Source organism: Methylobacterium oryzae (assembly GCF_021398735.1).
GTDB lineage: Bacteria > Pseudomonadota > Alphaproteobacteria > Rhizobiales > Beijerinckiaceae > Methylobacterium.
Map to the genome: position 1 here is coordinate 178,933 of NZ_CP090349.1, position 13,173 is coordinate 192,105.

General features: G+C 63.9%; 9 protein-coding genes and 1 pseudogene. 6 read left to right on the plus strand and 4 right to left on the minus strand.

Features of this window, described 5'->3' with window-relative positions:
- Positions 1-249: 249 nt before the first annotated feature.
- The gene (locus LXM90_RS00820; protein WP_234081503.1) at positions 250-870 is read right to left on the minus strand and encodes a CGNR zinc finger domain-containing protein; all 621 of its coding nucleotides are present in this window, start codon (positions 868-870) and stop codon (positions 250-252) included.
- 244 nt (positions 871-1,114) lie between these two features.
- Here LXM90_RS00820 and LXM90_RS00825 point away from each other — a divergent pair, with 244 nt between their 5' ends.
- The 4 genes from LXM90_RS00825 (at position 1,115) to LXM90_RS00840 (ending at position 4,523) form a co-directional block, all read left to right on the plus strand.
- Positions 1,115-1,966, plus strand: a complete 852-nt coding sequence (locus tag LXM90_RS00825; protein WP_234081505.1) for an alpha/beta fold hydrolase — start codon at positions 1,115-1,117, stop codon at positions 1,964-1,966.
- Between the two features lie 81 nt (positions 1,967-2,047).
- Entirely contained in the window at positions 2,048-3,019 is a 972-nt protein-coding gene (locus tag LXM90_RS00830; protein WP_234081506.1) for a zinc-binding alcohol dehydrogenase family protein, read from the plus strand.
- A 26-nt stretch (positions 3,020-3,045) separates the two neighbouring features.
- Positions 3,046-3,816: an SDR family oxidoreductase gene (locus LXM90_RS00835; RefSeq protein WP_234081507.1), complete on the plus strand. Its 771-nt coding sequence runs from the start codon at positions 3,046-3,048 to the stop codon at positions 3,814-3,816.
- A gap of 29 nt (positions 3,817-3,845) precedes the next feature.
- On the plus strand, positions 3,846-4,523 hold the full coding sequence (locus tag LXM90_RS00840; RefSeq protein WP_234081508.1) for a haloacid dehalogenase type II: 678 nt from the start codon (positions 3,846-3,848) through the stop codon (positions 4,521-4,523).
- Positions 4,524-4,641: 118 nt separating this feature from the next.
- On the opposite strand, the pseudogene LXM90_RS00845 reads toward LXM90_RS00840, so the two are convergent.
- Positions 4,642-4,998 (minus strand): annotated as a pseudogene (locus tag LXM90_RS00845) (integrase core domain-containing protein); the annotation flags it as partial.
- A gap of 277 nt (positions 4,999-5,275) precedes the next feature.
- On the opposite strand from LXM90_RS00845, the gene LXM90_RS00850 reads away from it, so the two are divergent.
- Positions 5,276-7,363: a catalase gene (locus LXM90_RS00850; protein ID WP_205833933.1), complete on the plus strand. Its 2,088-nt coding sequence runs from the start codon at positions 5,276-5,278 to the stop codon at positions 7,361-7,363.
- A 339-nt stretch (positions 7,364-7,702) separates the two neighbouring features.
- On the opposite strand, the gene LXM90_RS00855 is transcribed toward LXM90_RS00850, so the two are convergent.
- Positions 7,703-8,871 (minus strand): IS3 family transposase gene (locus LXM90_RS00855; RefSeq protein ID WP_085986736.1). Its coding sequence is split into 2 segments (ribosomal slippage): positions 7,703-8,604 and positions 8,604-8,871, totalling 1,170 coding nucleotides; the frame shifts between segments, so codons are not numbered across the junction.
- Here LXM90_RS00855 and LXM90_RS00860 point away from each other — a divergent pair.
- Entirely contained in the window at positions 8,854-9,879 is a 1,026-nt protein-coding gene (locus LXM90_RS00860; protein WP_419149843.1) for an IS110 family transposase, read from the plus strand. The genes LXM90_RS00855 and LXM90_RS00860 overlap by 18 nt on opposite strands.
- A gap of 344 nt (positions 9,880-10,223) precedes the next feature.
- Here the strand turns inward: LXM90_RS00860 and LXM90_RS00865 are convergent, their stop codons facing one another.
- Positions 10,224-12,581, minus strand: coding sequence for an EAL domain-containing protein (locus LXM90_RS00865; RefSeq protein WP_205833932.1), 2,358 nt, complete (start codon positions 12,579-12,581; stop codon positions 10,224-10,226).
- Between the last annotated feature and the right edge of the window lie 592 nt (positions 12,582-13,173).

Below are 13,173 nucleotides of genomic sequence, written 5' to 3' on the forward strand. Positions count from 1 at the left end.
ATCCCTCTCCGCCGTCGGATGACGCACCGGGCGCTGCGAAGTCGAAGCGGCGGACTTCGCGGGCCGTCGGGGCGCATGGCCCCGAAACCTCGCTGGCCTCGTCCTGCGCCATCTAGTTGGCGAACGCGGCGGCTTCCAGATTTCGGACGCCCTGATCGTGCCGGCTCGTCCTACCGCCTGGAACGTCCAATGCAGTGCCGGGTGCGCCGCGCCCGACAGCGGTCCTTTTTCACCGCACTACCCCGCAAGTTAAGTCTTGAGGCGGCTCCTGTGTGCAGCCTGCTTAGCCCTGTTGCCGCAAACCGCCATGCTGCACCAGCGCCGTGCTCGACCTCGGGTGTGGTCGGCAAACATCAGCGTACAGGTATGCCCCTCGCATGCTTTGATATGCGTGAAGTCCTCGTCACAGACGAGCCGGGCCAGAACCTCCCCGACCGGCTGGAGCAGGGACTCCGGCGTGCGCCAGTGACGCGAGGTCCGCAATTCCAAGTGCTGGACGCCGTCATGGTGCTCAGAGACGATCTGGCTGAAGCGCTGATCCCGTTCGAGGAGCCTGTTGAGTGGCTTGAGCTCGGATAGATCGTCCGACGTGAGGGGGCGGCCCTTACGCTCGTCGACGAAGCCTCGGAACCACTCGCGGAGCTGCCGGGCTTCAGCCGCAACGTCGTCGAGTTCACCAGGGGTCGCGCGATCCCGGACTGCTGCGGCGGCAGCCGCCGGCACGAGACCGGCCTGTTCCAGCCAATTCAGCAGACCCTCGCCATCATTGATCCAGTCGACAGGCTTGTCGACGGGCGTGGCAACCGAATTGAGGAAATCGAGGCCCGGTGCGTCGGCCACGAAGATCGCGGGCGTGTGGTGGTGGTCCATTCCATTGCCTTGAGAGCCGATGGCCGTCTGGCGTCATATGGCCCATAACCTAACAAATTACATCATCGCGGTTAGGCGCAATGCGCCCGTAGGTCCATGCTGCGGCCAGCACAACGGCGGTATAGATGGATCCCGCAGCCCAAGCCACCTTCGTCGTAACCTTACTGATCCCTGTTGACAGGTTATTCGTCGGCGCGCATAACCTCTTTGGAACACCGGGAGAGGTTACGAGAAGGACCGCTTCATGCCAGCCATTCGCTATCGCTCCGCAGACGTCGATGGCTTTCGGATCGCCTTCCGGGAGGCGGGCCGCCCCGGCGCACCGAAGCTGCTCCTCCTCCATGGTTTCCCAAGCGCGGGGCACATGTTCCGCGAACTGATCCCGCTGCTGAGCGACCGTTTTTACCTCGTGGCGCCGGATCTGCCTGGGTTTGGTCTGTCAGGCATGCCGGCGCGGGACCGCTTCACCTACAGCTTCGACAACGTCGCTTCGGTGGTCGACCGCTTCACCGAGGTGATCGGCTTCGACCGGTTCGCGATCTACGTGTTCGATTACGGCGCGCCGACGGGCTTCCGCATCGCCGCGAAGCATCCGGAGAGGATCACCGGCATCGTCTCGCAGAACGGCAACGCCTACGAGGAGGGCCTGAGTAAGGGTTGGAACCCGATCCGCGCCTATTGGCAGGACCCGTCTCAAGCCAACCGGGAGGCCCTTCGCGCCTTCCTGAAGCCGGAGACGACGGTCTGGCAATACACCCACGGCGTTCCCGACCCGACCCTCGTCTCGCCGGATGGGTATTCGCTCGACAATCTTTATCTGAGCCGTCCCGGCGCAGACGAGGTTCAGCTAGATCTATTCGGCGATTACAAGAGTAACATTGCGCTCTACCCCACTTTCCAGGCCTATTTCCGCGTCCACAAGCCGCGCCTCCTCGCCGTATGGGGCCGCAACGACCCGTTCTTCCTGCCGGCGGGAGCCGAAGCCTTTCGGCGCGATATTCCGGATGCGCAGGTGACCTTCTTCGAGACCGGCCACTTCGCGCTGGAGACCCATGCGGCCGAGATCGCTGCGGCAATCCGGGCCTTCCTCGTCTGAGCCCTGAGCCGGGATGCGGCCAGCGCGCGTCCCGCCCCTCCACTCTGCGCCCGGGGGCGCCCTGCATCGAGGAACACTGCCATGCGCGCCATCGTCCTGGACGGCTTCGGAGGCCTCGACGTCATGACCTACAGGGACATCCCCGAACCCGAGCCCCTTGCTGGCCACGTCGTCATCGAGATCAAAGCCTTCGGCATCAACCATGCCGAAGTGCACATGCGTCGAGGCGAATGGGCCGAGGCGGCGCCGGTCTCGGGCATCGAATGCGTCGGGATCGTCAAATCGTGTCCCGGCGGCGAGTTTCCGGTCGGCGCCAAGGTGGCGGCGCTGATGGGGGGCCTCGGGCGCACCATCAACGGCAGCTACGCCCAGCTTACCCGTGCCCCAGTCGGCAACGTCGCGCTGATCGAGGCGGACCTGCCCTGGGCCGAGCTCGCGGCCATCCCGGAGACGTACGCCACCGCCTGGACCTGCCTGTTCCGCAATCTCGAAATTCAAAAGGGGCAGCTTCTGCTGATCCGCGGCGCGACCTCGTCGTTCGGGCAGGCCGCCCTCAAGATGGCCGTGAACGCCGGTGCCCGCGTCATCGCCACCACGCGTAACCCCGAGCGGTTCGGCAAGCTGCAGGCGCTGGGTGCCGAGCGTTGCGAGATCGAGCGGCCGGACCTGTCGAAGCACATCGCCGACGCGAAGCAGATCGATGCGGTGCTGGATCTCGTCGGCAACAGCGTTGTCCTCGACTCGCTCGCGATGCTCCGGCGTGGCGGCCGTTCGTGCCTGGCCGGCTGGCTGGGCGGCCTCGACCCGATCCCGGATTTCAACCCGCTGCTGCAGATGGCGAGCGGCGTCTACCTGACCTTCTTCGGCAGCTTCGTGTTCGGGACGCCAGGTTTTCCGCTAGCCGATGTCCCGCTGGGCCAGATCGCCCAGGACGCGGCTGCTGGGCGGCTCGATGTGAAGCCAGTGCGCATCTTCGGCTTCGACGAGGTCCGAGAGGCCCACCGCCTGATGGAAGCGAACGCGGCCGGCGGCAAGATGGTCGTCGTGCACTGAGACCGAGCCGCTTGGAGGAGATCGGGATGACAAAGACTGTAGCCATCGTGACGGGAGCTAGCCAGGGCATCGGTCGAGCCACGGCGGTGCGCCTGGCCCAGGACTTCTCGGCGCTCGTGCTGGTGGCGCGCAACCGCACCAAGCTCGAAGAGACGGCCTCGGCTGTTAGGGAAGCCGGGTCCGAAGCCCTCGTGATCGACCTCGATCTCGCCGAGCCGACGGCGGCCGCGACCGTCGTCCAGCAGACCCTGTCGGCGTTCGGGCGCATCGACGCGTTGGTCAACATCGCCGGTTCGGTTCCCGGGCTGGACGTCTTCCAGATGACGGACGAGCAGTGGCATGCGGGCCTGGAACTCAAGCTTCACGGAGCTCGGCGCCTCACCATTCAGGCGTGGGATGTCCTGAAGGCGACCCGGGGCGCGGTCGTGTTCATGTCGGGCAATGCCGCCGTGACCCCGAAGGCGGCCGCAGCGGCTGTGGGCGCGATCAACGCATGCATAGAGGCCTTGGCCAAGGCGTTCGCGGAACGCGGCATCGTGGATGACGTGCAGGTCAACAGCGTGTCGCCCGGCGCGATCATGACCGACCGCCGCACGGCGATGCTCCAGAAGGCCGCTGAGGCCAAGGAAATCGACATCGAGGAGGCGAAACAGGGCTTCCTGAAACAGGCCGGGATCACCCGCTTCGGGACAGCGGAAGAGATCGCGGACGTGGTGGCGTTCGCCATCTCTCCGGCGGCGCATTGGATGACTGGCACCGTGCTCCGGATGGACGGAGGAGAGGTCAGGTCGGTCTGAGTTCAACCCCACCCTTTCAGGAGGCCCTGATGTCCACGTCTGATGTCCTGACCGGCGCCCGCGCCGTCGTCTTCGATGCCTACGGCACCCTGCTCGATGTCCATTCTGCCGTGCAGCGCCACGCCGGCTCGGTTGGGCCCGACGCGAAGTCGATGTCGGACACCTGGCGCCAGAAACAACTTGAGTATTCCTGGGTGCTCTCGCTGTCTGGCCGGTACACGGCGTTCTGGACTTTGACGGAGCGGGCGCTCGATTACGCGTTGGCCCGTCATCCGAATGTGAACCCTTCCTTAAGGCCGGCCCTTCTGGAGGCCTACCGAAGACTGGACGCTTACCCGGAAGTGCCTGCGGCCCTTGACGCACTTCGAGCGGCCGGCCTGAAGACAGCGATCCTGTCCAACGGCGACACGGCGATGCTCGACATGGCCGTCAGGAGCGCGGCGCTTTACGATCACCTCGACGCGGTGTTGTCGGTCGACCCTGCCGGGATCTTCAAAACCAGCCCGCGCGCCTACGACCTCGCGCCCGAGCGGCTTGGAGTCGACATACGAGAGATCGTTTTCGTATCTTCGAACCGGTGGGACGTCGCTGGAGCAGCCGCCTATGGCTTCACGCCGGTGTGGGTGAACCGCACGGATCAGCCTGACGAGTATCCCGATCTTGCTCCAGCGCAGATGATCGACAGCCTCAACGCGCTCCTCCGGTAGATACTCAAACACAGCATGAACGTTCCAATGCGGAACGCGCTGGCTGTCCGTCGTCAGATGGTTTGAGACGCTTTGAGGCGCTCAGGAACAGAGGCTCTGGTCCACTTGCATTGAGAAGTTAGGCAGCCTGCGCGTGATGGCGCAAGCGGCGGTCCATGAGGGTCTGGCGCTTGATCCGGGCCCGTTCACGCAAGATCGTCTCGCCGCGGCCGAAGTAGACATCGGCAGGGGTGAGGTTGCCCAGGCTCTCGTGAGCCCGAGCGTGGTTGTAGTGCTCGACAAAGGGGGCAACCCGCGCCTCCAGTTCGCCGGGCAGGTAGACGTGTTCGAGCAGGATGTGGTTCTTGAGCGTTTGGTGCCAGCGCTCGATCTTGCCCTGCGTTTGGGAATGGCGGGGCGCACCGCGGGTATGGGTCATCCCCCGACGGCCGAGCCAGTCGGCCAGATTACCCGCGACGTAGGCTGCCACAGCGTCCGCTTCGGAGAATCTGCGAGTCGCGGCTGAGCGGCCGAGATGGGCGCCAAGCCGAAGGTCCGGTCCTGCGCGCGATGGCGATCCGGCGTGACGGAGTCTGGCCGTAAGCCGCCGGTCTGCTTGCGATTCGCAACCGCGGTGAAGCAGACATGCCGCGCCCTGGCAGCCGGCTTGCGTCAGCGAGTGCGCCGACCGGCATCGCCCCTTCACCGCTCTCACGCGAGAGTGGAAACTTACGGCTCAGCCTTCGGTTGGCCTCCCGCCAAGGAGGAATGCCATGACCGAACTCACCTCGCTCAACGCCGGCCACGGTGGCGAGACACATCAGACCGCCGATGCGGACCACCCCGTGCTGACGACCAACCACGGTACGCCGGTCTCCGACAATCAGAACCAGCTCAAGGCAGGGCCGCGTGGGCCGGTCCTGATCGAGGACGAGGTTTTCCGCGAGAAGATCAATCACTTCGATCACGAGCGCATTCCGGAGCGGATCGTCCATGCACGTGGCTCCGCCGCGCATGGCTACTTCGAGTGCACGGAGAGCCTCGCCGACGTCACCGTCGCCGACCTGTTCCAAAAGAAGGGCCAGCGTACCGAGGTGTTCACCCGCTTCTCCACCGTGGCGGGCGGCGCCGGCTCGATCGACACGCCGCGCGACGTGCGCGGCTTCGCCGTCAAGTTCTACACCCGCGAGGGCAATTGGGACCTCGTCGGCAACAACATTCCGGTCTTTTTCATCCAGGACGCGATCAAGTTCCCGGACCTGATCCACGCCGCCAAGATGGAGGCCGACCGGGGCTACCCGCAAGCGGCCACCGCCCATGACACGTTCTGGGATTTCATCAGCCTCATGCCCGAGTCGACCCACATGATCATGTGGGCCATGTCGGACCGGACGCTGCCGCGCACCTTCGCCAACATGGAGGGCTTTGGCGTCCACACCTTCCGGTTCATCAACAAGGAAGGGAAGAGCACTTTCGTCAAGTTCCACTGGAAGCCCAAGGCTGGCCTCGCCTCGACCATCTGGGACGAGACCGTGAAGATCGCCGGAGCCGATCCGGACTTCCAGCGCCGTGACTTGTTTGAGCGGATCGAGCGCGGCGACTACCCGACCTGGGACCTCGGTGTGCAGCTGTTCGACGAGGCTTTTGCCTGCAGCCAGCCCTATGACGTCCTCGACGCCACCAAGATCATCCCCGAGGAGGTGCTGCCGGTGCGGATCGTGGGGCGCATGGTGCTCGACCGCTATCCCGACAATTACTTCGCGGAGACCGAGCAAGCGGCGTTCGTGCCGAGCCATGTCGTGCCAGGCATCGGCTTCACCAACGATCCGCTGCTCCAGGGTCGGCTGTTCAGCTACACGGACACACAGCTGTCGCGGCTGGGCTCGGTCAACTTCCACCAACTCCCAATCAACGCCGCGAAGGGGCGGGCCTCGGCCGCCGGATGCCCATTCATGAACCAGCAGCGGGACGGCCACATGCAGATGGCCGTGCCGAAGGGCCGAGCCAACTATGAGCCCAACAGCCTCGCAAAGGTCGGAGAGCCAGGCGGCGCCCGTGAGGACGCGGCGAAGGGCTACAAGACCTACCCCTCGGACGAGGAAGGGCAGAAGCTGCGCGTCCGGCCGGAGAGCTTTGCCGACCACTACAGCCAGGCGCGGCTGTTCTTCCGCTCGATGGACCCGGCGGAACAGGCGCATATCGCCTCCGCGCTGGTGTTCGAGCTGTCTAAGGTAAGCCTGGAGCATATCCGGCTGCAGATGCTTGCCAACTTGCGCAACGTCGATGAGGATCTGGCGACACGGGTCGCCGACGGGCTGGCGATGGACCTACCCCCTGCGTCGCCGACCGCTGCACCGGTCCTGGACATGGAGCCGTCGCCGGCTCTTCGGATCATCCGCGGCCCATTGGAGCGGCACACGCTGGAAGGGCGCACCATCGGCATCCTGATTGCCGACGGAACGGATGCGGGCGAACTGCAATCGCTGAAGAAGGCGATCAAGGCGGCGGGCGGCCATGCGATGACGATCGCCCCAAAGGTCGGCAAGGTGCCGCTCTCGGACGGATCAGCCATCGCCGCGGACGCGCAACTGTTCGGTCAGCCTTCGGTGACGGTTGATGGCTGCGCGGTGATCCTGTCCGAGAAGGCTGCGGCGAAGCTCGTGAAGGAAGCGGCCGCGGTGCAGTGGGTGATGGATGCCTTCGGCCACCTAAAAGCCATCGGCCACAACGCGGCCGCCAAGCCGCTACTCGACAAGGCGGGCGTCGAGGTGGACGAGGGCGTGACAGACCTTGGTGGCTTCGTCGAGGCGACGAAGAAGCGCTACTGGGATCGTGAGCCGAAGGTCCGTACGCTGGCGTGAACAACTGTTAGAAACGATCGCCACATGGTCAAAAGCATGTGGCGATCGTCCACATCTGATACAAGTCGGATGCACGATCGATTATTAGCGCCAGTATAAGCCAGCCGAGATCAGCCCGTCCGCTTCGGAGCAGATCCACCCAAGAAAGCAGATGGGGTGGATGGCTCCCGCTCCGACTGACGGCATCTCGGTGCCAAGATGTGGTCGCTGTCGAAGCAGCAGCCACGCTCATGCAGGAGCCATCCCCATGGAGATCACCACCGTCGGCATCGATCTGGCCAAAAGCATCTTTCAGGTTCACGCCGTCGATGCAGCTGGGCACGTTGGACTTGCTACGGTCTAATGGAGAGCGGTTTGGTGGGTGAAGCCCCTCTCGAACTGGATAGGGCTGGTGTAGCCCAGCGCCGAGTGACGGCGGCGGGGATTGTAGAAGCCATCGATGTAACGGGCCAGCGCGATGGTGGCCTCGGCTCGTGTCTGGAACGCGGTGCGCCAGACCAACTCGCTCTTCAGCGTCTTGAAGAACGTCTCGACCATCGCGTTATCATAACAATTTCCCTTGCCAGACATCGAGATCACGATGCCATGTCCTCGTAGTTCCGCCTGATACTCATTCGAACAGTACTGACTGCCGCGGTCTGAATGATGCAATAAACCTGGTCCGGTCCGTCGGACGACAAGGGCACGTCGCAGCGCGGTCAGCGCGAGTTCCTTGTGAAGACGGTCGCTCGCCGCCCAGCCCACGACCCGTCGAGAGTACAGGTCGAGGACCACCGCCAGGTACAGCCAACCCTCCCGCGTCCAGATGTAGGAGATGTCGCTTCCCCACTTGCGATCGGGCCCGGCCGCCGTGAAGTCCTGGTCGAGGTGGTTGGGCGCGATCGGGAAGGCGTGGCCGCTGTCCGTCGTGCGCCGGAAGCGCCGCGGCTGGCGAGCCTTGAGCCCGTTCTCCCGCATCAGCCGGGCCACGCGTCTTCGGCCTGCCGCCAAACCCTGCTCGCGCAGCTCGTGGGTCATGCGCGGGCTGCCATACGTCTCGTGCGAGAGCGTGAAGGCGGAGCGGACGTGGGCAAGCAGCACGAGATCCTCGCGCTGCCGCGTCGAGGCCGGGCGGTTTTTCCAGGCGAAATAGCCGCTCGGACTGACGTCGAGGACCTTGCACAGGCGCGCGACCGGGAAGTCCTTCTTCGCCGCGTCGATGAGGCGGAACCTCATCGACTTCCCTCCTTGGCGAAAAAAGCCGTGGCCCGCTTCAGGATCTCCCGCTCCTGGCGTAGCACCTCGTTCTCGCGGCGCAGGCGCTTGAGCTCGGCGGCCATGTCCTCCTGCCGATCGGCTGGCGGATGGTCCATCTCCCGCTCGCGCCGGCCGTCGATCCAGTTGCGCAGCGTCGAGAGCCCGACGCCGAGATCGGCGGCGACCTCGCGGCGGGACCGCCCGCTCGTCTGCGCCAATCGCACCGCCTCTGCGCGAAACTCAGGGGTAAAGGTTTGCTTCCGGTCTGCCATCGGAACCCTCCTCCTCCAGGAAAAGAGCTCTCCACTTTTGCGGAGCAAGTCCACGTCGTCGTTCGGAAGGCGCTGCGGCGGGCGCAGGTCACGCCGTTCTTCGCCAAGCTGCCACGGTGCCTGATCGGCATGGAGGCGTGCGGCACAGCGCACCACTGGGCCCGGGAACTCATAAAGCTCGGCCATGACGTGCGGCTGATGCCGCCGGCTTACGTGAAGCCGTACGTCAAGCGCGGCAAGACCGATGCGAACGATGCCGCTGCCATCTGTGAGGCGGTGACGCGCCCGAGCATGCGCTTCGTGCCCGTGAAGGCGACCGAGCAGCAGGCGGCGCTGGCGCTGCACCGGACGCGCGACCTGCTGGTCAAGCAACGCACGCAGCTGGTGAACATGATCCGAGGCCTGCTCGCCGAGTTTGGGATCGAGATGGCGCGGGGCCTGCGGCACGCGCTCGAACTGGCGGCCCGGCTCTCGGCCGGAGACGCGGCCGAGGTGCCGCCGTTAGCCCAGCGCGTGGTGACCGGGTTGGCCGATCAGATCGGTGCCTTGCAGATTCAGCTCACCCGACTGGAGAAGGAGTTGCTCACCTGGCATCGAGACAGCGACCTGTCGCAGCGGCTTGCGACGATCCCGGGTGTCGGCATCGTGTCGGCAACCGCGCTGGCCGCCTCGGTGAGCGAGCCCGAGCGCTTCCGTTCCGGTCGGCAGTTCGCTGCCTCGTTGGGCCTGACACCGCTGCAGAACTGCAGTGGCGGCAAGGAGCGCCTGGGCCGGATCTCACGCATGGGCGACCGCTACCTGCGCCGGCTGCTCGTGGTCGGCATGACGTCTCTGATCCGGCGCGCGAAGACGACACCGACCTCGGTCGACCCGCGGCTGCCGGCGCTGCTGCAGCGTAAGCCAGTGCGCGTGGTGACTGTGGCGGCGGCCAATCGCACGGCGCGGGTCGCCTGGGCGATCATGACCCGCGGCGGCACCTACCGCGCACCGGCGGCCACGGCCGCCTGACAGCACGTAGAGGAGACGTTTCCAGGTTGCGAGGACGATGAGAGTTGATGGCGAACCGGTCAGACCGGGAGCCGGGACACCCCGCCGGCTGTCCAGGGCGTCATAGCCCGCAAAGCAGAGTGGGACCCAGCTCACGGATACCATCAGGGCCAGCAGTCAACATGAACGACTGCATCAACAGGCCGGACACAAGACTGCACCCGACCAACGCGTCAGAAGCTCAATTCGCCACTTGCAATGCGGGAGCCATCCACACAAGATGGCCTTCTATCGACCCAACACTGCCATCCAGATGGTAGCCAGCACGCCCCGAAACCGGACGGTCATGGCCCTCGGTCGCAAACTTAAGCCGACAAAGCCATCGGCACAGTGCTCTCCACCAATCGTTGCGGCCGTCCGACTAAGTAGCCCTGGATCGCGTCGCAACCGACCTCGCGCATGAGCGCGAGCTGCGATGGCGTCTCAACGCCTTCCGCCTGGAGCGCGACATTCATCGCGCGCGCGATCTGCGTGATGCCTTTCAGCACAGCCAACGAATGGCGATCCGTCTCCGCCGTGGCCACGAACGAACGATCCACCTTGATGCGGTCGAGCGGCAAGTCGCGCAGATGGGCAAGCGACGAGTAACCCGTGCCAAAATCATCCATCGCCACCGTCACACCGAGGCGGCGGATGGCGCTCAGGACCTTGGCGATCTGAGGTCCATCCTCGACGATTGCTGTTTCCGTGAGCTCGATCTCCAGCCGTTTGGCTGGCAGTCCACTCTTGGCTAGAGCCTGCGTGAGATCGGACAGAAGCTGCGGCGAGCGCAGCTGGACAGGTGAAACGTTCACCGCGACGTAGACATCGCTTGGTAATTGCGCGGCCTGTCGGCAGGCCTCCAGCAACACCCAAGCGCCGATCGGGATGATCTGTCCGGTCTCCTCGGCCAACGGAATGAAACGGGCTGGGGAAACAGCTCCGAGTGTCGGGTGATCCCAACGGATCAATGCCTCATAGCCGATGATCCGATCGTCAACGAGTGAGATCACCGGCTGATAGGCCAGATGCATTTCCCCGCGTTCAATCGCGGTTCGCATGTCCGTTTCGAGCTGAACCCGATCGGCGACGGTCTTCAGCATGTCGCGCGTGTAGCAACTCGTTCTACCTCGACCCTGCCGTTTCGACTCGTATAGCGCGATGTCTGAGAACTGCATGAGTTCGATCGCATCGCGCGCATCATCCGTGCAGCACATACCGATGCTGCAGCCGATCGACACTGTGAGGTCATTGATCACGTACGGGAGGGCGAGCGCCTCAATCACCTCGGTGGCGACAGCCATTGCCTGTGCCTGATCGCCATAGACCAGCACCGCCATCTCGTCGCCGCCAAGCCGGGCTACGAACCCGTCCGATCCCGCGATCGTCCTCAGCCTGTTGGCAACCTGTATCAAGAGCTGATCGCCAACGACGTGACCGTAGGTATCGTTAATCTGCTTGAAGCGATCGAGATCGATCAGCAGGAGCTTGACGACTTGCTTGGGTACAAAATCGCGATCCAACCGCGCATTCAAGGCGCGGCGATTGGCGAGCTTGGTCAGGGGATCGGAGAAGGCCAATTCCGCGATCCGGCGCTGTGCCGCGCGCTCTTTGGTGACGTCGTCGAAGGTAACGACGTTACCGCCTTCCTCGATCGGACGGATTTCGACCTGCAGAATGCGTCCGTCGTCAAGCGGATAGTCAATTTGCTTCGAGTTTTCGACGTTCCGCCATTCGTCGACCCGCTGGCGCGCCGCCACGCGCCGCTCTGCGGTCCAATGATGACGATCGCCGACAATGTCGATGATCTGGTCGATAGTTTTGCCCGTTAGGTCGACATCGAGAGGGATGCCATAGATTTCAGTGTAGCGCCGATTGTACAGGCGCACGCACTCGGACGCGTCCAGATACAGCAAACCGTTCGACATATTGTCGAGTGCGGTTCTCAGGACCGAAGAATGGGCGCGCTCCTGGGCGTCGAAACGTTGTGTTGCAATTATAGTCAGGAACGCCCCGAGGAACAGGACAGCAGCTCCCGCAGTGGTGAAAATGCTGAGCACGATATTCTCGTGCGGGAAGCTGCTATAATCCTGGGTGCGCGCTAGCGTCGTGCCGGCAATCGCGACGAAGTGAGTACCAGTAACGGCGAGGGTGAAAAGAGCGCAGACCACCCGGGGGGGCGCCAAGCGTCGCGGCAGGCCACAAGCCAGCGCAAGGCTGCAGGCACCAATACCGGCAGCTAAAATGTTCATAAGCGGCGAATGTGTCTGTTGGCATCCCTCAATCGCCGCCATGCCGGCGTAGTGCATCCCACCGATACCAAGCCCGGCAATCGCACCGGCCACAGCACGGATCCGCCACGATGGAAAAAGCCGGGCCACGGCCAACGGCAGGCCCGCGACCAAAATAGCGATCAGCGCCGAGACAATAGTTTTCGTGTCGTCAAAGCTCAGCACCATGTCGGGCCGATAGCCCAGCATGGCGACGAAATGAGTCGTCCAGACGCCCAAGCCGGCCACAACCGCCGTGCCCGCGATCCAGCGGTATCGGTGAGCAGGATCGGCATTGCTGACCGTACGCATCAAAGTAGCGACTAGCCATCCAGCCGCGAGGCAGATGACACCGGCAGTAAAAACAAAGCCGAGTGCGTGGTCGGCAGCTAGGCGGGCGGCACCGTAGATCATAGCCCGCCTATAAGGGCCAGCACCTAAAATTCGAATGAAGGGACACGATGAAGACGCGGTTCAGATTGAGGCGTTGGTGTAGCCTTAAAAGAAGACAAGTCCCTGCGTCGCAGTGCACTTTCCTTTTAAAAAGAAGCCCCTTTCTATAGGTGCGATTTCTCGAAAAAAATAGTTCCATGACCGCAACTTTCGGTAGAGGGAATGACACGGTACCAAACCTCAGCCCGAAATATCACCTCAAATTGAGAGGAGAATAACCCGACAGGCTTCACGCCGCCCGCAAATCTTAAGGTTTCCAGGGCGGAGGATTGGCTGCTTGGCGGGCTACCTGTGAGGGCGGGCAGTCGGCCCAGGCTTACCTCTTCGTGCCCGTGCGGCTGCCCGATCCCCTGCGCTCTGGCAGGCGGTGACGCGCCGTGCGGGACGCCTCATCCAGGACCGGATCGCCGACGCATGGCGGCTTCAGTGTGGCGGCGACGGGTCGAGATTGTCGAAACGGTGACCGAGCGCGCTAGCGAGGTGCGAGAGGAGATCGCTGACAACCGACCTGGTGCCCGCTTTCTCCATGTCTTTGCCCAAAACCGGAACGGCA

Excerpts from the sequence above, each read along its gene's own strand:
- LXM90_RS00820 (WP_234081503.1), bottom strand. The coding sequence starts at position 870 with ATGGACCACCACCACACGCCCGCGATCTTCGTGGCCGACGCACCGGGC.
- LXM90_RS00850 (WP_205833933.1), top strand. The coding sequence starts at position 5,276 with ATGACCGAACTCACCTCGCTCAACGCCGGCCACGGTGGCGAGACACAT.
- LXM90_RS00825 (WP_234081505.1), top strand. The coding sequence starts at position 1,115 with ATGCCAGCCATTCGCTATCGCTCCGCAGACGTCGATGGCTTTCGGATC.
- LXM90_RS00835 (WP_234081507.1), top strand. The coding sequence starts at position 3,046 with ATGACAAAGACTGTAGCCATCGTGACGGGAGCTAGCCAGGGCATCGGT.
- LXM90_RS00840 (WP_234081508.1), top strand. The coding sequence starts at position 3,846 with ATGTCCACGTCTGATGTCCTGACCGGCGCCCGCGCCGTCGTCTTCGAT.
- LXM90_RS00830 (WP_234081506.1), top strand. The coding sequence starts at position 2,048 with ATGCGCGCCATCGTCCTGGACGGCTTCGGAGGCCTCGACGTCATGACC.
- LXM90_RS00865 (WP_205833932.1), bottom strand. The coding sequence starts at position 12,581 with ATGATCTACGGTGCCGCCCGCCTAGCTGCCGACCACGCACTCGGCTTT.